The following is a 26,055-nucleotide window of genomic DNA, read 5'->3' on the forward strand; positions in this document are numbered from 1 at the left end:
TTTTTTATAGTTCGTTTGAAAAGGTGAAAATATAGACTCTTTCTTTTTATAATAAGCTTAGTAAAAGTCAGTTGAAATATGAACCATTTCGACAAAAAAATAATATACCCCTTGACAGTTACAAATATAACAGATATACTTCATATTAATTTCAAAAGAAAATATATTCTAAATATTAAAATGTGTTGAATAGGAGTAGTAAGGTCATGTATTTGTACAGAGAGCTATGGGTTGGTGTGACATAGTCAAATGACATCCTGAACTCGCCTAGGAGCAGTAAGGTGGAACGGAATTACATTCTTAGTAAATCTTAACGGTTAACCTTCGATATTAGGTTTGTAATCAAACGATTACTACTAAGGTGGATTCATAATGGAATCAATAAGGGTGGTACCGCGTTAAGTAAATGGCTTAGCGTCTCTTTATATAGAGATGCTAGGCCATTTTTTATTATATGGAAGAAGAAATGGAGGGTATATTTGGATAGGTCTATAAAATTTATTTATTTATATAAAAAGATTTAATTAGGAGGAAAATGAGATGAAACAGACGGAGCAATGGACTTCGAAATTAGGTTTTATAATGGCAGCAGCCGGATCAGCAATTGGACTTGGTGCGATATGGAAGTTTCCTTATATCGCTGGGAAGAGTGGGGGAGGAGCGTTCTTTTTAATCTTTATATTATTTACTGTTTTAATTGGACTACCGCTACTTATAGCTGAATTTATGATTGGACGCAGTACGCAGAAACAAGCAGTTGGAGCATTTAAAAGCATCGCACCAAATACAGGATGGCACTGGATCGGACGCCTTGGCGTTGGAACGTGTTTTATACTACTTTCGTTTTATAGTGTTGTAGGTGGATGGGTATTAATTTATTTATTCAGAGGAATAACTGGACAACTGATTACTCCAGGACAAAATTACGGTGCGTTATTTACTGAAACAATTGGGAATCCCACTTGGGCTATTATGGGACATTTCGCTTTTATGTTCATTACGATATGGGTTGTATCAAAGGGTGTACAAAACGGAATTGAAAAAGCAAGTAAATATATGTTGCCAGCATTGTTCGTTTTATTTGTCGCTCTTATTGTTCGTTCGTTAACACTTGATGATGCAATGAAAGGTGTGAAGTTTTTCTTACAACCAGATTTCTCAAAGATTACTTCGGAAAGTATTTTGTTCGCAATGGGGCAATCATTCTTTGCAATTAGTATCGGGATTTCAATTATGGTTACGTATAGTTCCTATTTAAATAAAAAAGAAAGTTTACCAAAATCAGCAATAACAATTGTTGGATTAAATTTATTTGTTTCTTTATTTGCGGGTCTTGCCATTTTTCCGGCCGTATTTTCATTAGGAATGGAGCCGACAGAAGGACCTGGATTACTATTTATCGTATTACCATCTGTATTTAGTCAAATCCCATTCGGTGGATTTTTCTTAACAGTATTCCTTGCACTATTTACATTTGCGACATTAACATCGGCATTTTCTCTACTAGAAACTGTTGTTTCAGCATTAGCAAATGGTGAACAAGAAAGAAGGACGAAACTATCATGGATCATTGGTTTCTGTATTTTCTTAGTAGGTATACCATCTGCGTTATCATTTGGAGTATGGAGTGATATTACGATTTTTGGAAAGAATATTTTTGATGCGGTAGACTTTTTATCTAGTAATATATTAATGCCACTTGGAGCACTATTTATTAGTATTTTCGTTTCATTCAAAATGGAGAAGAAGGTACTAGAAGCAGAGTTTTTTGTAGGTGGTAATTATGGAAAGAAAGTATTTACTTGTTGGGCATTTTTACTTCGATTTGTAGCACCACTTGCAATAATTATCGTCTTCTTAAATGTAATAGGGATTATTTAACATTAAATGTTATAATATTCAGTAAAAAAGGGGAGGTGATGATCATAAAGGCAAATTTGATAGAAGCAGGGAGATACATGAATATTAGAGGGAAAAAGCTATACGTTGAAACGCATGGAAATCCTAAAGATAAACCAGTCTTATATTTGCATGGTGGACCAGGAGAGAGTTGCTATGATTTTTCATTTCATCAAGCGGAACGTTTAAAAGATTCTTTATATGTAATGATGATAGATCAAAGGGGTGTTTGTCGCTCAGAAGAAATTACTGAGGATGAAGCTTTTGGATTAAATGATTTAATTGAAGACTGTGAGGAACTAAGAAAAGCATTACAAATTGAAAAGTGGTCTGTAATTGGACATTCTTTCGGTGGCTATTTAGCATTGTTATATGCGTCGATATATCCAAGTTCAATAGAGAAAATAATATTTGAAGGGCCAACTTTCGACTTTGCATTAACAAGTAGAGCTTTATTACAAAAGACAGGGCATTTATTAAAAAAGCATGAAAAAGAAGAAGTAGCAAAAGAGTGCTTTGCTTATTCATCTAGCTATGCTAGTTCAGAAGAGTTGTTAGAAGCCTATATAAGATTAAGCGCTGAATTAGAAGAAAAAAGAATGGAGATTTACAATTATAAGGAAGATGAGACAGACTATAGTTTATATAGCGATGAAGAGTGGGAAGTATTTTCAAATCGCTCTCAAATTCATTTTGATAGATTAAAATTAGAGGGTGCATGTCATAAATCATTATTATATAAAATAAAAGAAGTACAGAATCCAATGTTATTAATTGTAGGAAAACATGATGTAGTAACGTGTGAAGAACAAATTAAAACATTTAATAAAGATGCCCGAAACGGCAAGTATATCGTATTTGAAGAGAGCGGTCATTCACCTCATTATGAGGAAGCAGATAGGTTTGCAGAAACAGTCATACATTTTTTGAAATGAAGAAAAGGGTGCTTCTATAAATGAGAGGCACCCTTTCTATATTTCTGGATATGTGATTGTGATGTTAGGCCACTTACTTTGCCAATTCTTTTTTATAACTCTGTTTTTGTACATATGTAATCATTCTTTCGATTCAAGAAAATGAGCTGTTGGTCTCACTTGTAAGGAAAGGACATCTTCAATACCACATGGGGCTGTTAATATGACGTTGTTTAGTTCATCAAGTGTAACTCCTAATGCCGTTGCTGTTTCAGGAAATTTAGAAATAGCATCAACAGAAGAAGAATATGGTGGCATATTATTCACTACATGCATACGAGCTTGATTTTTTACAGACCAAGGGATAGTAGCATCAATATTCATTAATTTCGTTTCTAATGATTGTTCGTATATCTCATCTTGATGTAGACTATCATAATAAATTACATCAACATCAGGCATAGCCGTTTTAGCTTCATAGTCATGTAAAGTATCCCAAATTTTAGAACGAACAAATCCGGCACAAATCCACCAATCAGGTAACTCTAGTGATTTTGCCATTTGTAATACATTCATCATCCATTCGTCGTTTTCTATTAAGCGAATGATATCTTGTTCTGTTTGTATAGTCATTTGTTATCTCACCTGCTTTTTTTTAGAGAGTAAATTTAATTCATAAGCTTTATAATCCATGTAATCCAGTAAGCACCTGGTATGAATAACAGTTGAGCAAGTAATGTACCAAAAAGTCTAGAAATCATTAGCCAAGCATACATTTTACTCATTGCTTCAGCACCTTCTTCTGATTGAAGAGCTCGCTCTGTTAAAAGAGCAATACGTGGATCTAGTAGCACTGTTAATAAAATAGTAGCAAAACCATTAATAAGACCAGAAGCTGTAGTGGCTTTTGTTGCGAAAGCTGGAATTAAAAAAGAAGCATATAGTGCGGAAAGAACTCCCGCTGTATAAATTGCAGTAGCGAACATGTTAATAAGCATTATACGCTTTGGAATACCGCCGATACGCAGTCTATGAATCATTTCTAACTTTGGAAAGCGGACATATTTTTTTGTGTACTTTAATTTTTGAATGTTATTCGTTTTCATCATTCGAATGAAAGAACCGTCTGTTTCAAAGTTTTGAATGACATATCCAAATAGTTTTGTCAAAGTTGGATACAGTATAATCGCAAGCAATGTACCGATAGAAGCAGATAATAGTACAAGACGTATAATATGCTCTAAATCAATAGAAGGATCTAGTTTTGCTTCGTCCACAATCCCGCCAAGTAAAAAGGCTTGTAGTAAGTTTGACGTTCTTGAAATGAGTAATACGATTCCTACGACGGATAATGCGACAGCAATCTTCTTTAAACGAACCCCCGCTAATCGAATACTATAAGAGCTTGTTTCAACTGCGTGGATTACAATTGTGAAAGCCATTATAAAAATTAACGTAATTGACATTTGTTTCACCAGTTTCTATTAAAATAATTGTAACTTTTTTACTGTATCATATCTATCGTATTTTGTAACTGAAAGTATGTGACATATGGAAATTGATTTTTCGAAAAAATAGATAATGATAGTATAATAGGGAGAAGTGGAAGAGATGTTAGCAGTTATTTATACAGCAAATTAAGTGGAGGAATGAAACATGTATAAAACATTTCTATTTGATTTAGATGGAACTTTAACGGATCCGAAAGAAGGGATTGTAAACTCGGTTTTATATGCGTTAAAAAAAGTAGGAATTGAAGAAGTACATGTAAGTGAGTTAGATTCATTTATAGGTCCTCCTATTCAGCAATCATTCATAGAGAGATATAATATGAGTGAAGGAGAGCTTGAACGTGCTGTTTTTTATTTCCGTGAGTATTTAAAGCAGCGTGGATTGTTTGAAAATAATGTATATGAGGGGATTCTGAAGCTCTTGCAACAATTAAAAAGTTCAGGGAATCGCATATTTGTAGCAACTTCAAAGCCCACTGTATTTGCGAAACAAGTTATAGAGCATTTTCAATTGACGAATTATTTCGAAGATATCATTGGAAGTAATTTAGATGGTACAAGAATAAAAAAAGATGAAATAATTGCTCATATTTTACAAACAAATGAAGAACTAAATAAAGAAGAAATGATAATGATCGGTGATAGAAAGCACGATATAATAGGTGCGAATCAGAATGGAATTGCTTCAATTGGTGTTTTATATGGCTATGGCTGTGAGAAAGAACTGACTGAAGTTAGTGCGACTTACATAGTGAAAGATGTTGAAGAACTGTATCATTTTTGTGTAGAAAAAAGTTTAATAAATTAGTAAATATAGATTCTAGCAATCCCTTTATAACGTATGACGATGAATTCGTTTCTGTTTAAAGGGATTTTTCATATGTAATCGAATAATTATAATTAGACATTTTTAGCATAAAAATTTGTATGAATAAGAGGAGGGATGTCAGAATTAAAAGGTTAGTAGAAATTTATCAATAAAATTTAGAATATTCTGTTTAATGGAGGGGTAAAATTGGAGTTAGTTATTATATTATTAGCACTAAGTTTACTTATGTTCGTAGCATACAGAGGTTTTTCTGTTATTTTATTCGCGCCGATATTTGCATTATTTGCAGTATTTTTGACAGAACCTAGTTATGTATTACCTTTCTTTTCTAATATCTTTATGGAGAAAATGGTTGGATTTATAAAATTATATTTTCCTGTGTTTTTATTAGGAGCAATATTTGGGAAAGTAGTGGAAATGTCAGGAATTGCAGATTCTATCGCAAAAACGATTATTGAGTTAGTTGGTGAAAAACGTACTATATTAGCGATTGTATTAATGGGGGCTATTTTAACGTATAGTGGTGTTAGTGTGTATGTAGTAGTGTTTGCTGTTTATCCGTTCGCAGCTAAGTTGTTTCGACAAGCTAATATTCCAAAGCGTTTAATCCCTGGAACGATTGTTCTTGGAGCAGTAACGTTTACAATGGATGCGTTACCTGGATCACCACAAATTCAAAATGTAATACCTACAACATTTTTTAAAACGGATATTTATGCTGCACCGATACTTGGGATTGTAGGAGCAATTTTTGTTCTTACATTAGGTTTACTATATTTAGAGAGTAGACGTAAGAAGGCAAAAGCGGCAGGTGAAGGATACTTTGGTTTTAATGATGGAAATACTGAAATGGCAGCATCTTTGCAAGTAGAAAAAAAAAATATGCCATTAATTAATAACATTGAAATCACAAGAGCACAACAACTTATTGCATTTATACCACTTATTTTAGTAGGTGTAATGAATAAAGTGTTTACTATTATGATACCGAAGTGGTATCCAAGCGGTTTTGATTTTTCTGCAATTGGTATGAAAGCATTTGGAAAAGTAGAATTAAGTGCAGTAGTAGGAATTTGGTCTGTAGAATTGGCACTTATTATAGGGATCTTAACAACGTTATTATTATATTGGAAGCGAGTAGTAACAGGTTTCCAAGCTGGATTGAATACAAGTATTGGTGGAGCGCTACTTGCAACGATGAATACAGGAGCTGAGTTTGGATTCGGTGGTGTCATTGCAGCACTTCCAGGTTTCGCAATTATGAGAGATGGCATCTCTGCTACTTTCACAAATCCGTTAGTGAATGGTGCAGTAACGACGAATATTTTAGCTGGAATTACAGGCTCGGCATCAGGAGGAATGGGAATAGTATTAAGTGCAATGGGAGATAAATTTATTGCAGCGGCCAATCAATTTGATATTCCATTAGAAGTTATGCACCGTATCGTATCAATGGCATCAGGAGGAATGGATACACTACCACATAACGGGGCTATTATTACTATTCTTACAGTAACAGGATTAACACATAAACAGTCATATAAAGATATATTTGCTATTACAATTTTGAAAACGGTTGCTGTATTTTTAGTTATCGCATTCTATACTTTAACAGGACTCTATTAAAAAATTTGAATCGTAAAGATTCATCAAATCGATAATTTATGTTATAAAATATTAATTAGGATAAGAAGGGGTGGGGGACTTGCAAGAGGTTTCTGAGTTTCGTATGCCAAAGTCGGTATTATATGGAAGGAATTCGCTTGAAAAACTGGGAGAACAATCAAAAAAGTTAGGGAAAAGAGCTTTTATAGTTACTGATACAATTATGGAAAAATTAGGATATGTTGAAAAGTGTATGCAACAATTAAATAAGAAAGGTATTACTGTTAGTACATATAATAAAGTGGATGCTGAGCCTACAAATATACACGTATTAGAAGCGTTATCTCTTTGTAAAGAGGAAAAGTGCGATTTTATTATCGGTATTGGTGGTGGAAGTTGTATTGATGCTGCGAAAGCGGTAGCGGTTTTATATACAAATGGTGGAGAAGTTGAGGATTATGTCCAAAAGGATATTAAAATAGAAAACAATCCACTACCACTTATTGCAATTCCAACAACTTCTGGTACTGGATCGGAAGTTACAAGTGTAGCAGTAATTACGAATAAAAAAACAGATGTAAAAATGATGATGAAGCATCCTAGTTTTATACCGAAAGTAGCAATTATAGATCCAGTTTTGACAAGTTCGTTACCCCCACAAATTACGGCAGCAACAGGAATAGATGCGTTATGTCATGCGATTGAAGCGTATATTTCTAAAGTTTCACAACCACTTACAGATGTACTTGCTCTTTCAGCTATTGAAAGTATTATGAAATATTTACGTATAGCATATGAAGATGGACGTAATATGGAGGCAAGAGAAGCGATGATGATTGCTTCCTTACAAGCTGGAATTGCATTTTCTAATGCATCAGTTACATTAGTTCATGGAATGTCAAGGCCAGTGGGAGCATTATTTCATGTACCGCATGGAATATCAAATGCCATACTATTACCTACAGTGTTAGAGTTTACAAAAACAAGTGCAATGAAAAGGTTAGCAAAAATTGGACGTAGTTTAAATAAGGATTTGTATTCGAATTCTGATGAGGAAGTAGCAGACTACACACTTGGTGAAATAAAAAAACTTTGCTTTGATCTTCGTATTCCAAATTTAAAAGAATACGGAATCGATGAAATTGAATTTGAAAATGCTATTTCTAAAATGGCATCAGATGCAATTGAAAGTGGTAGCCCAGCTAATAACCCACGTGTTCCATCATATGATGAAATCAAAGAGTTGTATCGAGAGTGTTTTAATTATAAGTATAAAGAATTTATAAAAACATCAGATTGTTAATTTCAGAATATTCTATAAAAATTTCCTTGGAAATGAAAGTAGAATTATTATTTATTATTCCGTTAAAACAAGACTTTATATTCCAAACTTAAAGTCTTGTTTTATTATGTATAATATACATAATAAAACATTGTTATTAGTTTTATAAAAATAGTTTAGGTAGGTGTTTATATGAAAACGATAGGTCTTATAGGTGGTATGAGTTGGGAATCAACTTCTGAATATTATCGAATTATTAATGAAGAAATAAAAGAGAGATTAGGAGGGCTACATTCAGCAAAATGTTTGATTAATAGTGTGGATTTTGAAGAGATTGAACGATGTCAGTCTAGCGGAGATTGGGATGGTGCTGGAGAAATTCTAGGGAATGCGGCATATTCATTACAAAAGGGGGGAGCAGACTTTATAATCATTTGTACAAATACAATGCATAAGGTAGTTGGAAAAATAAAGGCGAAAATTGATATTCCAGTCTTACATATTGCTGATGCAACTGCAAAAGAAATTAAAAGAAAAGACATTCAAAAGGTTGGTCTGCTTGGAACTAAATATACAATGGAGCAAGATTTCTATAAGTCACGTATTGAAGAGCATGATATAAAAGTAATAGTACCATCAGAAAAAAATAGAAAAGAAATAAATAAAGTAATATATACAGAATTATGTTTAGGAAAAATAGTATCTCAATCTAGAGAATATTATAAAAGAGTCATCGAAGAGTTAGTGCAAAAAGGAGCACAGGGAATCATATTAGGTTGTACAGAAATAGGGTTATTAATAAAGCAAGAAAACGTATCTGTCCCGATATTTGATACGACTCATATACATGCAATTGAAGCAGTCAAGGTAGCTCTAGATAAATAGATTATAATTATATTATGTAAACTTAATTCATATATCTGGAAAACATTCAGAAAATATTTTATAATGTAAGTGGTTACATTTAAGGGGGAATGCGTATGTTTTCAGTTCAACCAATCGCATTTGTACATAATGAAAGAAAGGAAATAAAAGATGATGAGTGGGGAGAAGTAAGATCCCGTATAACTTTAACTGAAATGTATGCAGAAGAAAGTATACAAGGGATTGAAGATTTTTCTCATATTGAAGTTGTTTTTTATTTTCATAAAGTAACTGACGAGCAAATTCAGTATTTTGCTAGACATCCTAGAAATAATAAAGATTATCCTGAAGTAGGTATTTTTGCACAGCGCGGAAAAAATCGCCCGAATCGCATAGGTGTAACAATTGTAAAGGTGATCAAAAGAGAAGGTAAATCAATTATTGTTGAGGGATTAGATGCTATTAATGGTACTCCTATATTGGATATAAAACCAATAATGAAAGAGTTTATGCCGAAAGAAGAAATACACCAGCCTAAATGGGCAACGGATATAATGAGACAGTATTGGAAGGGGAATGGAGTAAAATGAGAATATATGAGGCAACAATTGCAGATTTAGATGGACTAGCATCAGTTTTTAATAACTATCGCATGTTTTATAGGCAGGATTCTGATTTAGAAGGTGCAAAAGTATTTTTACGAAATCGAATTGAGAAAAAAGAGTCCGTTATTTTCGTAGCAGTTGAAGACGGCGAATATATTGGGTTCACACAACTATATCCATTATTTTCTTCCATTTCAATGAAAGAATTATGGATTTTAAATGATTTATTTGTACAAGCGGCGAAGCGTGGAGCCGGAACAGGTAAAAAATTATTAGAAGCTGCTAAAGGATACGCATTAGAGAATGGAGCAAAAGGTGTAAAATTGCAAACAGAGATTGATAATTTATCAGCACAACGATTATATGCTGAAAATGGTTATTTGAGAGATAATCGTTATTTCCATTACGAATTAACGTTTTAAAAAATTAAGTTGAAAGAGACATTTTCAAGAAAAAGAATTTCTTTGTAATGAGAAATTCTTTTTTATTTTTGCCTAAATTAAACATGACGAAAACGATATTTATTTATTGTTAAACGATAAACGATATGATAAAATTATGTTATCATTAAATAAATGAGGTATTGTAAATGAATCTTAAACGAAGTTCAACAACGTTCTTAAAAGTAATTATTTTTCTTGTTGGAATTGCAGTACTTGCTTTATGCATATTTTTAGTGCCGGAAATGGCGAATTTCGCAGCGAATTTGTATCCTAATATTACTCTGATAAAATATCTTGTTTTCATTGTGATGTATGGAGCAGCTGTGCCTTTTTACGTTGCTCTTTATCAGGCTTTCAATCTTTTACAGTACATTGATGAGAACACAGCGTTCTCGGAGTTATCTGTAAAGGCGTTAAAGAATATAAAGCGCTGTGCAGTTACAATCAGTGGTTTGTATGTATTAGGTTTACCACTTTTTCATTTTATAGCGAAAAAAATGGACCCTCCTATTGGGTTAGTGGGACTTATTATCGTTTTTGCTTCGCTCGTTATCGCTGTTTTTGCTGCTATTCTTCAACGCCTTCTACAAGAAGCAATTAACATAAAATCAGAAAATGATTTGACGGTCTGAGGTGGCGGATATGACAATTATTATTAATATTGACGTCATGTTAGCAAAACGAAAGATGAGTGTAACGGAGCTTTCGGAGAAGGTTGGAATTACGATGGCGAATCTTTCTATTTTGAAAAATGGGAAAGCAAAAGCGGTTCGTTTTTCAACATTAGAAGCGATATGTAAAGCTTTGGAGTGTCAGCCAGGGGATATTTTGGAGTATAAAAACGATGAGAATACTCAATAAAAAAAGATAACAAATGTAAATAATAGAAGTCAATAAAGAAGGGATAGCCACTAAGCTATTCCTTCTTTACGTTAATTGCTGTTACTAATAAAAAATAAAATTTGAATTGCAATGTTTGCGTATCAAAAGGGAACTTGCTACCTTTTGAGGTGATCCGTTTTATGGAAGACAATTATTTTCCAAAAAGGCTATTTTAACTATGTTTTAAATTATTTTGAGTGAATCAAAATCTTCATTTGTATTATAGTTGATTTAAAACCCAGTTTGTTGCATCTTCAAAGTTATCTGCAATGTAGTTTGGTTCAATATGTGCCCATTTGTCTCGGTACGTATGCAAAGCATCATACCCAGCGCCTGTTCGGACTAGAATTGTTGTCGCATTTACTTTTGCTCCTGCAACAATATCAGTCCAGCGATCACCAACTACAGCACATTGTGTTAAATCAAGCCCATGTTTTTTTGCTGCTTTAAGCAGCATGCCTGTACTTGGTTTACGGCATTCACAATCATCACCGTGTTTATGAGGACATACATAAATATCATCAAAACCGAAGCCTTCTAATTCTTGTACAAAATCGGCTACAGTTGCTATTCCATCTGCGATACCAGGTTGATTTGTGAAAGAGAAAATTTTTATATTTTTAGCTTTTAGTTTTTGCAAGGATGTTTTTGTGAATGGAAATAATGTAAAAGATCCTGGATAATGTATTGTAGTGTCACCACCAATTGTACCGTCACGATCAATGAAAATTGCTTTAATGTTTGTCATAGTTATAGTCCCTTCAATTATAAGTAGTTTAAAAATGTTTTACAAATCGGTAGCCATTTACTTCATATCCTAATTTTTTGTAAAAAGGATGAGCTTCTACTCTTTTTGTTCCACTAACTAGCCATGTGCCAATGCAATTATGTTTCTTTGCTAATTGCTCTGCATAATCCATCAATACTTGTCCAATGCCTTTCCGTCGTATGTTAGAATCGACGCTAATAATTGAAATCTCTCCATAACGTGTTACATCTTCTAAATTTTCACGTATACGAAATCCAAGTAATCCAAATATAGCTTCTTCTTCCTCGTAAACATATAAAAAATCAAACGGACTCATTTGTACGAATTGTAATCGGTTGTTCATATCTTCATAGGAAATAGAGGAACCTTTTAATTCTTTCGTTAAAGAACAAAGTGCGTCTATATCATCTATCGTTGCTTCACGAATTTGAAAAGACATATTATCCACCCCAATAAAATGTAATCAAACATTTAATATTCTGTTAAAAAATGTTTTTTCCTGCTATGAAAATAAATATTTTATAATGATATATAGATAGTTATATGTTATTCTTTTCCTTGATTGTATTGGAAATGGAAAGAGGGGAAATGCATGTTAGAAGTAAATATCCGCTCAGCCGGATATGAAATAGGCGAAAAAACAATTCATGATATAGCTTTTTCTATCGAAAAAGGTGAACTAGTTGCTCTTATTGGAGCAAATGGTGCTGGGAAGAGTACGACGATAAAAACGATGCTCGGATTACTTGTAAATATGGACGGTGAAATATCATTCGGTGAAAAGAAAAATCCGTATGCATACGTGCCAGAACATCCAACATACTATGATTACTTGACGCTCTGGGAACATATTGAATTATTAATGGCTGCTCGTGGAAGTGAAATGGGAAGCTGGGAAGAACGAGCGGAACAATTATTACATACTTTTCGAATGGATAAGCATAAACATGAGTATTTATCAAAGTTTTCAAAAGGTATGAAACAAAAATCGATGCTAATATTGGCGTTTTTAACTGAGCCAGATTTTTATATCATTGATGAACCCTTTATCGGTTTAGATCCAGTAGCTACGAAAGAGTTTTTAAGTTATTTATATAAAGAAAAAGAGCGCGGAGCAGGAATTTTACTTTGTACGCACGTATTGGATACTGCTGAAAAAATTTGTGAAAGATTTTTACTCATTTCACAAGGTACATTAGTCGCAGATGGACATTTAGAATCTATTCAAATGTTAGCGGAAATGCCGGGTAGCTCATTACTAGACTGCTTTGATGTAATCGTAAGGCGTGAACAACATGATTAAACAACAATTTTATAAAAGATTACGCCATGAGCTTCAGCGGAAGTGGAAGTCTATACGTTCGGTAACAGATTGGACAGTCGCATTATATATTATTATACCAGCACTTATATTTATGGGAATCTATTATAGGTCACTATGGATAAATGAATTATCAACGGAAGAGACGATTTATTTCGGATTAGGATTACTCGCATTTTATCTAGTAACATATCCGAGAGGAGTTCGTTCATTTTTTGAGCAAGCGGATAGTTTATTTTTAATTTCGTATGCAACACATATGCAAAAATTAGTCCAGTATGGCATGATGTACACATTTGTTCGAATAGCGATAACGAATATAATATTAGTCGTTATTATGTTACCGGTGTTGATGAAAAGTATCGGAGTAACAGAGATACAAGTCCTATTATTTTGGGTATTCTTTACTATATTTCGATTTATGATGTCGTTGTTAACGAGATTTATTCATGTACATGCGGAGAAACGATGGGTTTTATGGATTGTAAAAAATGTAGTATTTTCTATAAGCGTGTCCTTTTTTGGAATTAGTTTATTTTTTATTTATAAAAATTCATTTTATTCAATTCTATTTATCGGTTTAGTAATTTTCTTAAGTAGTGTATTAGTAAAAGCGAAAATGAATTATAAAAAGTTCTTTTTTAAAGAAATTGAGAAAGAAAAGGAGGAAAGCATGCGCTGGACGAGCGGAATTATGCAAGTTGGTGGTCATGCGGCTAAACCGAGTAGTTCGAATAAAAAACCGTGGATGTTTCCGTACTCTAAAAGACTTTTAGGAAAAAAAGCTGATTCTCGTATTGTCGAATCTTTTTTGAAAGAATTTTTCCGTACAAGTACTGCACGAATATTTTATATTCAAATTGTATGTATCAGTACTGCAAGTATAATTATGACTCCTAGGTGGATTGCAGCTATTGTTCTCGTATTTGCTGTAGTTGCAATTTCTCGCTATGCACGTGATTATTGGAATGAATTTACGAATAAGATGTTTCTTCATTTATATTGTGATGAAGGGAACTTACTTTTGTTAAGATGGAAGGCAAATCGTTATTTACTACTACCAGCAATACTTTTGTATGGAATAGTTATACTTGCCCAGTTTTATTTATTGCCAGCTGTGATTGGTGGCATTATTTTTATTTTATTAATTGTATGGATTGTATTTTTACCATTAAAAAAGAGCCATTGACGGCTCTTTTTCTAGTCTGTAACACATTGATAAATAAAATATACTAAAACGAGTATGCTTGCGGCGGAATACATGACATCTAAAGTCATCTGATCGCCTCCTTATTATTGTTGTATTTTTATTGTATGAAACCTTACAATTTCATATTCAAGTGAAAAATATGTGAACGTTAACAAAATTGTAAAGTGCAAAAATTACAATCATTTTGTATAATAGAAGAAACCACCGTTATATAAAAAATAATGAGTGAAAGGGGAGGGAACATAAATGCCAAATTGGTTTAGAAAAACCTTAGTCGCATTAATTACCGTGTTTACATTTGGTTTAGTGACGCCTCCTTCCATATTACTTGATAATGCCAAAGCTGCGGACAAGCCTACGAGCACAGCTGGGCAACAAAGTTTGGAGAGCACGTCCTATACATATGAAGAAACGAATGACAGGTTAACCACCGATACTTTTATTACTTATGCAATGCAAGAAGCAGAGAAGCAGTCGATGCAAAAGTTTGGTACTAAAATTGGTCCAGTAATTGAAGATGAGTTTAAAGATGTAATATTACCGAAAATTGAAGAGGCAATTGCTGAGCTTGCTAGTGATGTACCAGAAGATTCACTACAATCATTAGCGATTTCTCAAAAACCAGCTGGTGGAAATAATGAGAAGATTTTTCACGTCTACGATACGAAATCTGGAAATGATTTATTGCGTTTCCATGTAAGAAGAGATCATCCACCGCAAGATGGTTATTATTTTAATTTCCATTACCACCGTTTTGATGATGGATACTCTGGACATCATGAGTTAGGAAATATTTATTGGAATACGAATGTACCACCGAAATGGTTGTCTTAAAAAGAACAAGAGAAAATCTTGTTCTTTTTTATTTTTATAGAAGGGACAGACAACTATGTTGTTGAATAACATAGGTTTAGAAAAAAGAAGCAAAGGGAGTATGGGAATGCAAAAATATATTGTTTTTGACTTTGATGGCACATTAGTAGATTCACAAAATATATTTGTACCGATTTATAATCAACTTGCTGAAAAACATGGGTATAAAGCAGTAAAGGAAGACGAAATTGAACATTTACGTAAATTAACGATGCCAGAGAGATGTAAACAACTTAATGTACCACTGTATAAACTACCGATATTAGCGTTGGAATTTTATAAATTATATCAGCCTGCTATAAAAAATCTCGTTTTGTTCCATGGGATGAAAGAAGTATTAGATGAACTACATAAAAAAGGCTACGGAATTGCAGTCATATCATCGAACTCAGAAGAGCATATTCGGGCGTTTTTACACAAGAATGGTATCGAAAATATTCAAGAAGTGTATTGTTCTAAAAATTTGTTTGGTAAAGATAAAATGATAAAAAGATTTTTGAAATCAAAAAAAATAACAGAGAAAGATATGTTATATGTCGGTGATGAACAGCGAGACGTAGCAGCGTGTAAAAAGGCTGGAGTGAACGTAATTTGGGTATCTTGGGGATATGATGTTATTGAAACAGTGAAAAAAGATGCACCAGATTACATGGTTCATAAGCCGATGGAAATTGTGCAAGTAGTACAAGGAGCGTATTCTTAATATGAATACACTGCGAGCAGGCATTCATCATATTGAATTTTGGGTAGCAAATTTAGAGGAATCCATTTCTTTTTATAATAAGTTGTTTTCCATAATTGGGTGGAGAAAGTTAAATGAAGTAGCATATAGCACAGGAGAAAGTGAAATATACTTTAAAGAAGTAGATGAGGAAATTGTAAGGACGTTAGGGCCTAGACATATTTGTTATCAAGCTATTCATAGAGAAGTAGTTGATGAAGTAGCAGATTTTCTTTCTAGTACGAAAGTGAAGGTAATACGTGGTCCAATTGAAATGGATCATTATTCGGAAGGTTATTATACGATTGATTTTTACGATCCGAATGGATTTATTGTAGAAGTTGCCTATACACCAAATGCAGAAATGTAAGGGGAATAGATATGAAGATAATTACAGCATGGCAAAATAATATACAAATAGTAAAAGATGCAGTGGATATTAAAGAAATTTCTAAAGGTTTTTCGCCTGATAAGAAATATATAATTACGAGTACGAATAATGAAAAATATTTATTGCGGACAGGCGATATAAAAGAGTATGAAAGAAAGAAAATAGAGTTTCAAATTTTAAATGAAATGCAAAATCGTAGTGTGCAAGCACAAAAACCAATTGAAATGGATTTGTTGGCAGAAGAAGGTTTATGCTATGGCATTTTTTCATATTTAGAAGGGGAGGATGCGAAGAAGCTATTGCCTACGTATTCACCAAAAGAACAATATGATATTGGTATAGAGGCAGGAAAAGATTTAGCAAAAATGCATACATATGAAGCTCCTAATAATATACTTCCATGGTATGAAAGAGCAATGAAAAAACATAGTAAATATTTAGAGGCATATAAAACATGTGGAATAAACATAAAAAATGATGATAAAATCATAAAGTTTATTGAAGAAAATGAAATATCTTTAAAGAACCGCCCAAATCGATTTCAACACGATGATTTTCATTTAGAAAATATAATTGTACGGGATGGAAAATATGTAGGTGTTGTTGATTTTAATGGCTACGACTGGGGCGACCCACTTCATGATTTTGTGAAAATTGCACTGTTTGCAAGGGACATTAGTATTCCGTATTCAATCGGACAAATAGAAGGATACTTTAATAGGAAAATACCAGAGGAGTTCTGGAAATTATACACAGTGTACGTTGGCATGACAGTTTTCTCCTCAGTTGTCTGGACATTACGAGCAGCACCGCATATGTTAGAGGATATGTTAGAGCGTCTTACTATAGTTTTAGAGGATCATAATAACTTTGAGTTATCGAAGCCAATTTGGTTTCAACCAGATAAGATTGATATGAAATAGAAAAGGTAGGTGTGATTCGCACCTACCTTTATTTTTTACCATCAAAATACTTATTTAATTTTCTTAAATGTAAGCGGCTGAGTACTTAATGTAGCTGGTACATGTAACTGAAGGGATGGGAATTCACCACTTACATTCATTTCATAAGCGAATAATAAGCTCATTTTCATTTGGAATAAGTCAACTTTTGCAGAGAAGATGTCGTAATGATGATGCCCTAATTGAATATCCATTTCCATAAATTGTGCATATAACGAATCATCTCGTTTGTATACTTGTAATGTTCCGTATGCAGGATGTTCAAAAGTACCAGTATAATCCTCTAACTTGTGCGAAGGTGTAGTCCCTTTAATTTGTTCAGGGAGGGATTCAGTTGCTTCTTTCATCATTTCCTTCATTTTTTTAGTATCTTCTACAGCACGTTTATGCCAATCAATGGATTCTAATTCAAGTAGTTCGTCATAAATTTGATTAGCGAGATAAGTAGGAAGTAATGTTCCTCCAGCATTCGTTAAAATGACAAGGCCTATGTTTTCTGTTGGTATGAATGAAACAAGCGCTGAAAATCCATCGATATTACCGCCATGATGAATCACTTTTTTACCACGATAAGCGCTAATAAACCAACCAAGACCGTAACTATTTAATGGAGATTCAGGGAGTGATAAAACCGGTTGGTCTGGAATTGAATTGTGTGGTGTATACATTTGTTGTAATAATTCAGAGGAGATTAATTCATGATCTCCAAATTTTCCTTCATTTAAGTGGAGAAGTACCCAATGTGCCATATCTTCAATTGTGGAATTAATACACCCAGCAGCGCCAACTGTATCGATGTTACGGAATGGAACTGCTTTTATTTCACCGTCATTTTCAATGTAAGGTAAAGCATAATCATCTGTAGTTTGTGAATCGTTAACAGAGAAGTTTGTATGTCTCATATTTAAAGGTTCTAAAATATGTTCTGTAGTGTACTGCTCCCACGTTTGATTTGTAATGTTTTCAACAATGTAGCTAATTGTTGCATACATTAAGTTGTTATATAGAAATGCAGTCCGGAACGGTGCATCAAGTGGTAAATGTTTTATTTTTTCAACGAGATCTTTTCGAGATAAGGAAGAACTGTACCAAAGAGCCTCATGACGACTCACTCCAGTTCGATGAGAAGCTAAATCCCGTCCTGTAACTTGTGAGCTAGCAAGTAGTTCAGATAAAGTAAAGTTAGGTATATAAGACTGGATAGGGGTATCCCAATTAAACTTTTTTTGCTGTGCTAACAAGCTTAATGAAAGTGTGCCAAATGCTTTCGTTGAGGAACCGATTGCGAATCGAGTATTCGGTGTAACAGCCTCTTTTGTTTCTATATTACGATAGCCAAAACCTTCTGAAATAATAACTTCACCGTCTTTTATAACAGCGACAGCAGCACCAGGAACATTTAAATCCTTCATCATTTTTTCAACCGTTGTTTGTAAAGAAGTCATAACAGGCGTTTCAATTTTAGACATACTTCTAACCTCCAAATATAAATTTTGTTCTACCGCACTATACTTTCGGTAATAGAAAATGAAAACCTTTTTATATTCGGAAAGTTAATAATTTTGTAAGAATTAGCGCAAGAAATTTTATTAATTAGGATTATTAAATTTATCATTTTTCATGTTATGATAAATTGCATATACGATTGAAAGAAGGTTTTCCTACATATGAAACATGCTGAAAATGAATACTTAAATTTATGCCGCCATGTAATGGAACATGGTACGAAGAAAGAAGACCGTACAGGGACAGGCACTGTATCTGTATTTGGATATCAAATGCGTTTTGATCTAAGTAAAGGTTTTCCTTTATTAACAACAAAGAGAGTACCGTTTCGCCTTGTAGCAAGTGAACTGCTTTGGTTTATGAAAGGTGATACAAATATTCGCTATTTATTGCAGCATAATAATAACATTTGGAATGAATGGGCTTTTAAGAGCTGGGTAGAAAGTGATGAGTATACTGGTCCTGACATGACTGATTTTGGTCTTCGCTCACAACAAGATGAAGAATTTAAAGTACAGTACGACGAGCAAATGGAATTGTTTAAAAAGAACGTTTTAGAAGATGATGAGTTCTCAAATAAATATGGTTATTTAGGAGACGTTTACGGTAAACAGTGGCGTGCTTGGAAAACGACAGCTGGTGAGACACTTGATCAATTAAAAGATGTAATTGAAATGATTAAAAAAACACCAGACTCACGTCGTTTAATCGTTTCTGCTTGGAATCCAGAAGATGTGCCAAGTATGGCCTTACCGCCTTGTCATACGCTATTCCAGTTTTATGTAGCAGATGGAAAGCTTTCTTGTCAGTTATATCAAAGAAGTGGTGACATATTCCTTGGAATTCCATTTAACATTGCAAGTTACTCACTACTAACTCATTTAATTGCACATGAATGCGGACTTGAAGTGGGAGAATTTGTTCATACAATTGGTGATGCACACATTTATACAAATCATTTTGAACAAGTAGAAAAGCAATTGGCACGTGAACCACGTCCATTCCCGAAACTTACATTAAATCCAGATGTGAAATCTGTTTTCGATTTTGAAATGGAAGATTTAACGATTGAAGGATACGATCCGCATCCAGCAATTAAAGCACCGGTTGCAGTATAATTGTAGAGGAGATGAAAAAATGATTGTTTCATTTATGGTCGCTATGGACGAAAATAGAGTAATTGGTAAAGATAATAATTTACCTTGGCGTTTACCGAGTGAATTACAATACGTGAAGAAAACAACGATGGGTCACCCGCTTATTATGGGAAGAAAGAACTATGAAGCGATTGGTAGACCACTGCCTGGAAGACGTAATATTATTGTAACTCGTAATGAAGGGTATCATGTTGAAGGCTGTGAAGTTGTTCATTCTGTAGAAGAAGTGTTTGAACTATGTAAAAATGAAGAAGAGATTTTTATTTTTGGTGGAGCGCAAATTTACGATCTCTTTTTACCTTATGTAGACAAGTTATATATAACAAAAATCCATCATGCATTTGAAGGAGATACATTCTTCCCAGAAATAGATATGACAAATTGGAAAGAGATTTTTGTAGAAAAAGGTTTAACGGATGAAAAAAACCCATATACGTATTATTACCATGTATATGAGAAACAACAATAATAAAAAAGATTGATGTGAGAATTCGCATCAATCTTTTTATTTATATTCACCAATATAAGTTTATAGATGAGATTCGATAGTGCTATAATGATAGGTAGCATGTAAAAATGCTAAAATTTTCAAAAGTACTAATATAGAAAGAGGAGGAGAATCGATTGAGAAAGATATGGGGGATTCTTTTTCTTTGCTTAGCATTCATGTTAGTTGGATGTGGTAAAGAAGAAAAACCACAAGAAGCGTTTGATACATATGTAAAAGCGTGGAATAAACAAAAATTTGCAGATATGTATGATCAACTATCAAAAAATGCAAAAAAAGATATTTCAAAGAAAGAGTTTACTGAGAAATATGAAAAAATTTATTCTGGTATCGAAGTGAAAGACTTAAAGGTAGAAACAGGGGAAGTAAAAGAAGATAAAAAAGATGAAGGTCCTGTTCCTTTTAAAGTAAGCATGGATACAGTTGGTGGTAAAATTACATTTGGTCATGAAGCAAAAATGGTGAAAGAAAAAGATGGAGATAAAGAATCTTGGAAAATAGATTGGACTCCTGATTTTATTTTCCCAGGCATGACGAAAGATAGTAAAGTGCGTATGCAGACAACACAGCCAAAACGTGGTGAAATATACGATCGTAATGGAAAAGGTCTTGCAACGAATGGGAAAGCTTCTGAAATCGGATTGATTCCTGAAAAGTTAGGCGATACTGCTCCGCAAACGAAAGAAACAGTAGCGAAGTTATTAAATATGTCTGTAGAAGAAATTGATCAAAAATTAGCTGCTAAATGGGTAAAACCAGGGTATCTCGTACCAATTGGAATTTTGCCTGAAGGGGCAACACAAAATACGTACATTGATTTACCAGGTGTTTCAACAAAACCTGTAAATGTTCGTACATATCCGTTAGGGGAAGCGGCAGCTCATCTGACTGGTTATATTGGAAAGGTAAATGCTGAAGATTTAAAAACGCTACAAAAGAAAGGCTATCAAGCTGATGACCCAGTTGGTAAAGCTGGTTTAGAGCAAGTATTAGAGGAAAAGTTACGCGGTAAAAAAGGTGGCCGTGTCTTTGTAGAAGATGCGCAAGGAAAAGAAATTAAAAACTTGGCAAAAACAGATGCTGTTGATGGAGAAAATGTAACTTTAACTATTGATAGTGCTGTTCAAGAAAAAACGTATAATGAAATGAAGGGTGAAGCTGGTTCAAGTGCAGCAATTAATCCGAAAAGTGGAGAAACAATTGCACTAGTAAGTAGTCCAGCATATGATCCTAATATAATTGCACGAGGGACATCGAAGGCACAACGCGAAGCTTGGAATAATGATCCGAAAAAACCAATGACAAATCGCTTTACACAATTGTCGGTACCAGGTTCTGTATTTAAACCTATTACAGCTGCAATTGGTCTTGAAACGAAAACGATTGATCCAAAAGAAGAGTTGAAAATTGAAGGATTAAAATGGACAAAAGATTCTTCTTGGGGTAATTACTATGTAACGCGTGTGAAAGATGCAAATCCGATTGATCTTGATAAGGCGATGAAATACTCGGATAATATTTACTTCGCACAAGAAGCTTTGAAAATCGGAAAAGACAAGTTTATGAGTGAAGCAAAAAAATTCGGATTCGATGAGAAACTACCAATTGAATATGGATTCCCTGCTTCTAAAATTGCAAATGACGGCATTAAAAATGATATTCAAATGGCAGATACGGGATATGGACAAGGACAAGTATTAATGACTCCTCTTCATTTAGCTTTAACGTATGCGCCAATTGTAAATGATGGAACGATTCCGTCACCGTATATTATTAAAACAGATAAACAACCAAAAGCTTGGAAAGAAAATGTAATTTCTAAAGGAAATCAGGATATATTAAAAACTGCAATGACGAAAGTAATTAATGATCCAGATGGTACAGGGAAAATTGCTAAAATTGATGGCATGACTCTTGCTGGAAAAACAGGTACAGCGGAATTAAAAGTATCAAAAGAGGCCGAAGGAAAAGAACTAGGTTGGTTCGCTGCATTTGATTTAAATTCCCCAGATATGGTCATTACAATGATGATTGAAGATGTAAAAGGTAGAGGCGGAAGTAATATTCCAGCTGAAAAAGTAAAACATGTATTTCAAAAATAATATGTAATAGTAGGCTATCTCTATAAGTTGTAGAGGTAGCCTATTTATATGAAAGAGTTTGTAATATCCGTATACTAAATTTTAAGGAAACAAAGTAAATCATTAACTTACGAAAAAAAAGTAGCTATTTTTTATTGACATTGATTAAAACTTTTTGTATTATACTTACATAAGATAAGTTATTAACTTTTGAAAAATAAATCTTGAATTAAAGATAAAGAGAAAAAAGGGAGAGAATACAATGACAAAAGTACTATTTATCACAGCAAATCCAAATTCAGCAGAAGGTTCTTTCGGAATGGCAGTAGGGGAAGCTTTCATCGAAGCTTATAAAAACGAACATCCACAAGACGAAGTTGTAACAATTGATTTATTCAACACTACAGTACCAGCAATTGATGCAGATGTATTTGCTGCTTGGGGTAAATTTGCAGCAGGTGAAGGCTTTGAAGCTTTAACTGAAGTTCAACAACAAAAAGTAGCAGCAATGAACACAAACTTAGAAACATTTATGAATGCAGATCGTTATGTATTCGTAACTCCAATGTGGAACTTTAGCTATCCACCAGTAGTAAAAGCATACTTAGATAACGTAGCAATCGCAGGTAAAACATTCAAATATACTGAAAATGGTCCAGTCGGCTTATTAGAAGGTAAAAAAGCGCTTCACATTCAAGCAACAGGTGGCGTATATTCTGAAGGAGCATACGCAGCTGTAGACTTCGGTCGCAATCACTTAAAGACTGTATTAGGATTTGTCGGTGTAAATGATACTGAATATATTGCAGTTGAAGGTATGAATGCAAACCCTGAAAAAGCACAAGAAATTAAAGAAGCAGCAATTGCTAATGCTCGTGAATTAGCAAAACGTTTCTAATATAGAATGCTTAAAAAGTCCGAACACTTGCTGTTTGGACTTTTTTTCTTCTTTTTCCTTCGTTTGTCTAGTATAATGAAGGTCGGAATGATAATAGGTGGGGGTTCTGTATGATTCAAACGTTTTTTAAAATCTTTTATTTAATTTTAATCGTAATTGCGATTACACCGAGAATGTGGCGTCTTAAAAGACAAGTAAATACGATGGCGCCAAAAGAAAAAGACAATGCTGTGTATAAAACGACAAATTGGTTTGGTAAGAAAATGGTACGTGTAGCTGGAGGGGCAGTAGAAGTGAAAGGACTTGAAAATGTTCCGAAAGACAAGCCAGTACTAGTTGTAAGTAATCACCAAAGTAATATGGATATCCCTGTTTTACTAGGTTACTTAAATAAACCAATTGGATTCGTTTCAAAAGCAGAGATTAAAAAGTTCCCAGTTGTACCAACTTGGATGGAACTGATGAATTGTGTATTTATGGATCGTAGCGATCGTCGTCAATCTCTTCAAGCGATTAAAGATGGAATTGAACTATTAAAGAATGGACATTCTATCGTAATTTTCCCTGAAGGAACGAGAAGTAAGGGTGGCGAAGTTGGAGAGTTTAAGGCTGGTAGTTTTCATCTGGCAGTAAAGTCAGGTGTAGCAATTTTACCTGTAACATTAGATGGTACATATAAGATGTTTGAAGCGAATGGAAATCGTATGAAGCCAGCTCATGCAACAGTAACAATTTCTAAGCCGATTACACCTGAAGATTATGCGAATATGGATATTAAAGAATTAACGAAGCATACACAGGAAGTTATTGCCTCACAATTACATAAGTAATAAAAAAGGATTCAGCTTATCGTAAGCTGAATCCTTTTTTATTATGCTGTAGGTAAGACATAAAAGAGTACACAGAAGAACATCATCGCACTACCACCTAAAACGAACAGGTGCCATATGGCATGGTTGAAAGGTAGCTTTTCCCAAAGGAAGAATATAGCTCCAACAGAATATAAAATTCCACCTGCTAAAAGTAGTGAAAAACCATGTCCAGTTAGATTTTCATAAAGTGGTTTAATAGCAACGATTATGAGCCATCCCATAATGATGTAACATAAAGTTGAAGCCTTTATAAAGCGACGTACAAAGAAAATTTTGAAGACGATACCTCCGATTGCTAGTGTCCATATTATAGCAAGCAACGTCCATCCTAATGGGCCACGAAGTGTAATAAGTAGAAAAGGAGTATACGTGCCAGCAATCAATAAGTAAATGGCTGAATGATCTAAAATAGTAAATATTTTTTCTACTTTAGGATGATGAATGCTATGTAGCAATGTTGAAAACAAGTACAGTAAGAACATACTTACACCATAAACAGTAAATGCAACTACGGCTGATGCGGTACCGTGCTTAGAAGCATGAATAATCAATATGATTAAGGCAGGGATGCTTAAAATGGCACCGATACCATGTGTAATTGCATTTGCAATTTCTTCTTTTACAAATTGGGTCATTCGTGTCATTTTTTCAGTCATAATGCAAATCCTTTCTACTATCATAAAATAATATGTCATTTCCCTTACCATATCATACACAAGAGCAATAGAAAATGAAATTTGTATAATTGATTATATTTTTGAATTTTTTTGACAAAAGACAATGGATTTGTTGACGTTTTCAAACTTTTTTGACAAAATAAAATTATGTAATAGTAGGACAAGGAAACTACTAATAAAGGGGATGGGGAAATGTTTTCAAATATTGGCTTTCCAGGGTTAATTTTAATTTTAGTAGCAGTACTCATTTTATTTGGACCTAAAAAATTGCCGGAAATCGGGAAGGCTTTAGGGGAAACGTTAAAAGAGTTTAAAAAATCAACGAAAGAATTGACAGATGACGCATTTCAAGAAAAGGAAAAGAAAGAAAAAATGTAGTGTATTTTCCTTGTAATGGATAAATAAAGTGTGGTGAACGAGATGGAAAATCGGGAAATGAGCGTAGTAGAACATATTGTTGAGCTTCGAAAAAGAGTAATATATACGGTGTTATCCTTTGTACTATTTTTAATTATTGGATTTACTTTTACAAAGGATATTTATTTTTGGCTTGTAAAAGATTTACCAATGAAATTAACTGTTCTCGGTCCAAGTGATGTATTGTGGATTTTTTTCTCGATTGCTACAGTATTTGCTATCGTTTGTACAATTCCTTTTGCTGCTATACAAATTTGGTTATTTGTAAAACCGGGTTTACATCCAAATGAACAAAAGATGACAATAATGTATATACCGGTATTGTCTATATTATTTATCGCAGGTTTATGTTTTGGATACTTTATTGTAATGCCGTTTCTATTTCACTTTTTAACTACGATAGGTAATGAAATGTTTAATACGATGTTTACGACAGAAAAGTATTTTCATTTTGTACTTAATTTAACAGTTCCATTTGCTGTGATTTTTGAATTGCCAGTCGTTGTAATGTTTTTAACTAGTATTGGAATACTTACGGCGGAATTTTTAATAAAAATAAGAAGGTATGCTTACGTAGCATTAATTATCATTGCATCTTGTATATCACCGCCAGACTTTTTATCTCATAGTTTAGTTGCAGTGCCGCTTATTTGTATTTATGAAGTAAGTATTGCGTTATCAAAGGTTGTTAGTAAGAGGAAAAAGAAAAGAGAAGAAATGCAGTCGAAAAGTGCCTCGTTATAAAGGCACTTTTTTATTTATTTGTTATACTATAGCTATAAACGTATACAATATATAGAAGAAAAAAATTATAGAATCTCCAAAATTTAGACAAACTTTGCGCTTTTATAAGCTTAT

At 33.5% G+C, this 26,055-nt stretch carries 28 protein-coding genes, 1 pseudogene and 1 other annotated feature; of the genes and pseudogenes, 23 read left to right on the plus strand and 6 right to left on the minus strand.

The features are described 5' to 3' along the window. Window positions 1-176 precede the first annotated feature (176 nt). Window positions 177-425: a binding site (T-box leader), on the plus strand. A gap of 115 nt (window positions 426-540) precedes the next feature. Then, window positions 541-1,881, plus strand: a complete 1,341-nt coding sequence (locus tag DN399_RS10465) for a sodium-dependent transporter (protein WP_016122413.1) — start codon at window positions 541-543, stop codon at window positions 1,879-1,881. 77 nt (window positions 1,882-1,958) lie between these two features. Next, complete coding sequence (locus tag DN399_RS10470) at window positions 1,959-2,834, plus strand: alpha/beta fold hydrolase (protein ID WP_016122414.1); 876 nt, start codon at window positions 1,959-1,961, stop codon at window positions 2,832-2,834. 36 nt (window positions 2,835-2,870) lie between these two features. Here DN399_RS10470 and DN399_RS10475 read toward each other — a convergent pair. Both DN399_RS10475 and DN399_RS10480 read right to left on the minus strand, forming a co-directional pair. Further along, window positions 2,871-3,446 (minus strand): annotated as a pseudogene (locus DN399_RS10475) (nucleotidyltransferase family protein). 35 nt (window positions 3,447-3,481) lie between these two features. Beyond that, a complete protein-coding gene (locus DN399_RS10480) occupies window positions 3,482-4,279 on the minus strand; it encodes a lipid II flippase Amj family protein (RefSeq protein ID WP_000028911.1) in 798 nt (265 codons plus the stop codon). A 190-nt stretch (window positions 4,280-4,469) separates the two neighbouring features. On the opposite strand from DN399_RS10480, the gene DN399_RS10485 reads away from it, so the two are divergent. The 8 genes from DN399_RS10485 (at window position 4,470) to DN399_RS10520 (ending at window position 10,813) form a co-directional block, all read left to right on the plus strand. Continuing rightward, window positions 4,470-5,132, plus strand: coding sequence for an HAD family hydrolase (locus DN399_RS10485; RefSeq protein WP_000278491.1), 663 nt, complete (start codon window positions 4,470-4,472; stop codon window positions 5,130-5,132). Window positions 5,133-5,339: 207 nt separating this feature from the next. Then, complete coding sequence (locus DN399_RS10490) at window positions 5,340-6,779, plus strand: GntP family permease (RefSeq protein ID WP_088363739.1); 1,440 nt, start codon at window positions 5,340-5,342, stop codon at window positions 6,777-6,779. A gap of 79 nt (window positions 6,780-6,858) precedes the next feature. Then, entirely contained in the window at window positions 6,859-8,061 is a 1,203-nt protein-coding gene (locus tag DN399_RS10495; RefSeq protein ID WP_006925116.1) for an iron-containing alcohol dehydrogenase, read from the plus strand. 171 nt (window positions 8,062-8,232) lie between these two features. Next, the gene (locus tag DN399_RS10500; RefSeq protein ID WP_016122416.1) at window positions 8,233-8,925 is read left to right on the plus strand and encodes an aspartate/glutamate racemase family protein; all 693 of its coding nucleotides are present in this window, start codon (window positions 8,233-8,235) and stop codon (window positions 8,923-8,925) included. A 95-nt stretch (window positions 8,926-9,020) separates the two neighbouring features. Then, complete coding sequence (locus DN399_RS10505) at window positions 9,021-9,494, plus strand: SAM-dependent methyltransferase (protein ID WP_000493252.1); 474 nt, start codon at window positions 9,021-9,023, stop codon at window positions 9,492-9,494. Beyond that, window positions 9,491-9,931 carry a GNAT family N-acetyltransferase gene (locus tag DN399_RS10510; protein WP_139849483.1) on the plus strand — a complete coding sequence of 147 codons (441 nt, stop codon included), beginning with the start codon at window positions 9,491-9,493 and terminating at the stop codon, window positions 9,929-9,931. Before DN399_RS10505 ends, DN399_RS10510 begins: the two co-directional genes overlap by 4 nt. Window positions 9,932-10,098: 167 nt before the next feature. Continuing rightward, on the plus strand, window positions 10,099-10,584 hold the full coding sequence (locus DN399_RS10515) for a DUF2975 domain-containing protein (RefSeq protein WP_001050152.1): 486 nt from the start codon (window positions 10,099-10,101) through the stop codon (window positions 10,582-10,584). Between the two features lie 10 nt (window positions 10,585-10,594). Beyond that, window positions 10,595-10,813, plus strand: a complete 219-nt coding sequence (locus DN399_RS10520) for a helix-turn-helix domain-containing protein (protein WP_000152534.1) — start codon at window positions 10,595-10,597, stop codon at window positions 10,811-10,813. Between the two features lie 241 nt (window positions 10,814-11,054). Here DN399_RS10520 and DN399_RS10525 read toward each other — a convergent pair whose 3' ends face one another. Continuing rightward, the gene (locus tag DN399_RS10525) at window positions 11,055-11,582 is read right to left on the minus strand and encodes an HAD-IIIA family hydrolase (protein WP_049107737.1); all 528 of its coding nucleotides are present in this window, start codon (window positions 11,580-11,582) and stop codon (window positions 11,055-11,057) included. Window positions 11,583-11,610: 28 nt separating this feature from the next. Next, window positions 11,611-12,042 carry a GNAT family N-acetyltransferase gene (locus DN399_RS10530; RefSeq protein WP_000009776.1) on the minus strand — a complete coding sequence of 144 codons (432 nt, stop codon included), beginning with the start codon at window positions 12,040-12,042 and terminating at the stop codon, window positions 11,611-11,613. Between the two features lie 153 nt (window positions 12,043-12,195). On the opposite strand from DN399_RS10530, the gene DN399_RS10535 reads away from it, so the two are divergent. From DN399_RS10535 to DN399_RS10560, 6 genes are all read left to right on the plus strand, one after another. Then, window positions 12,196-12,906, plus strand: coding sequence for an ABC transporter ATP-binding protein (locus DN399_RS10535; protein ID WP_000895234.1), 711 nt, complete (start codon window positions 12,196-12,198; stop codon window positions 12,904-12,906). Next, window positions 12,899-14,113: an ABC transporter permease gene (locus DN399_RS10540; protein WP_049107736.1), complete on the plus strand. Its 1,215-nt coding sequence runs from the start codon at window positions 12,899-12,901 to the stop codon at window positions 14,111-14,113. Before DN399_RS10535 ends, DN399_RS10540 begins: the two co-directional genes overlap by 8 nt. Before the next feature lie 267 nt (window positions 14,114-14,380). Next, a complete protein-coding gene (locus DN399_RS10545) occupies window positions 14,381-14,968 on the plus strand; it encodes a YpjP family protein (RefSeq protein WP_001134421.1) in 588 nt (195 codons plus the stop codon). A 106-nt stretch (window positions 14,969-15,074) separates the two neighbouring features. Continuing rightward, a complete protein-coding gene (locus tag DN399_RS10550) occupies window positions 15,075-15,710 on the plus strand; it encodes an HAD family hydrolase (RefSeq protein ID WP_025687389.1) in 636 nt (211 codons plus the stop codon). Window position 15,711: 1 nt separating this feature from the next. Further along, complete coding sequence (locus tag DN399_RS10555; protein ID WP_001094666.1) at window positions 15,712-16,098, plus strand: VOC family protein; 387 nt, start codon at window positions 15,712-15,714, stop codon at window positions 16,096-16,098. An 11-nt stretch (window positions 16,099-16,109) separates the two neighbouring features. Continuing rightward, window positions 16,110-17,042 carry an aminoglycoside phosphotransferase family protein gene (locus tag DN399_RS10560; protein ID WP_149149541.1) on the plus strand — a complete coding sequence of 311 codons (933 nt, stop codon included), beginning with the start codon at window positions 16,110-16,112 and terminating at the stop codon, window positions 17,040-17,042. 50 nt (window positions 17,043-17,092) lie between these two features. On the opposite strand, the gene DN399_RS10565 is transcribed toward DN399_RS10560, so the two are convergent. Next, window positions 17,093-18,550, minus strand: coding sequence for a serine hydrolase (locus DN399_RS10565; protein WP_000034343.1), 1,458 nt, complete (start codon window positions 18,548-18,550; stop codon window positions 17,093-17,095). 198 nt (window positions 18,551-18,748) lie between these two features. On the opposite strand from DN399_RS10565, the gene DN399_RS10570 reads away from it, so the two are divergent. The 5 genes from DN399_RS10570 (at window position 18,749) to DN399_RS10590 (ending at window position 24,061) form a co-directional block, all read left to right on the plus strand. Continuing rightward, the gene (locus tag DN399_RS10570; RefSeq protein ID WP_000679609.1) at window positions 18,749-19,705 is read left to right on the plus strand and encodes a thymidylate synthase; all 957 of its coding nucleotides are present in this window, start codon (window positions 18,749-18,751) and stop codon (window positions 19,703-19,705) included. A 19-nt stretch (window positions 19,706-19,724) separates the two neighbouring features. Continuing rightward, window positions 19,725-20,213, plus strand: coding sequence for a dihydrofolate reductase (locus tag DN399_RS10575; RefSeq protein WP_000637205.1), 489 nt, complete (start codon window positions 19,725-19,727; stop codon window positions 20,211-20,213). A gap of 155 nt (window positions 20,214-20,368) precedes the next feature. Then, entirely contained in the window at window positions 20,369-22,354 is a 1,986-nt protein-coding gene (pbpC, locus tag DN399_RS10580) for a penicillin-binding protein 3 (RefSeq protein WP_086389039.1), read from the plus strand. Window positions 22,355-22,595: 241 nt separating this feature from the next. Then, window positions 22,596-23,231 carry an FMN-dependent NADH-azoreductase gene (locus DN399_RS10585; protein WP_000170025.1) on the plus strand — a complete coding sequence of 212 codons (636 nt, stop codon included), beginning with the start codon at window positions 22,596-22,598 and terminating at the stop codon, window positions 23,229-23,231. 110 nt (window positions 23,232-23,341) lie between these two features. Next, on the plus strand, window positions 23,342-24,061 hold the full coding sequence (locus tag DN399_RS10590; RefSeq protein WP_000616577.1) for a lysophospholipid acyltransferase family protein: 720 nt from the start codon (window positions 23,342-23,344) through the stop codon (window positions 24,059-24,061). Between the two features lie 41 nt (window positions 24,062-24,102). On the opposite strand, the gene trhA is transcribed toward DN399_RS10590, so the two are convergent. Then, window positions 24,103-24,759 (minus strand): PAQR family membrane homeostasis protein TrhA, encoded by a 657-nt coding sequence (trhA, locus tag DN399_RS10595; RefSeq protein WP_000136889.1) that lies wholly within the window; start codon window positions 24,757-24,759, stop codon window positions 24,103-24,105. Between the two features lie 213 nt (window positions 24,760-24,972). On the opposite strand from trhA, the gene DN399_RS10600 reads away from it, so the two are divergent. After that, the gene (locus DN399_RS10600) at window positions 24,973-25,158 is read left to right on the plus strand and encodes a twin-arginine translocase TatA/TatE family subunit (RefSeq protein ID WP_000492443.1); all 186 of its coding nucleotides are present in this window, start codon (window positions 24,973-24,975) and stop codon (window positions 25,156-25,158) included. Window positions 25,159-25,200: 42 nt separating this feature from the next. Beyond that, window positions 25,201-25,941, plus strand: a complete 741-nt coding sequence (tatC, locus tag DN399_RS10605) for a twin-arginine translocase subunit TatC (protein WP_000431523.1) — start codon at window positions 25,201-25,203, stop codon at window positions 25,939-25,941. The last annotated feature ends 114 nt before the right edge of the window (window positions 25,942-26,055 follow it).

It is taken from the genome of Bacillus sp. AR4-2, from assembly GCF_008274865.1.
Taxonomy (GTDB): Bacteria; Bacillota; Bacilli; order Bacillales; family Bacillaceae_G; genus Bacillus_A; species Bacillus_A cereus.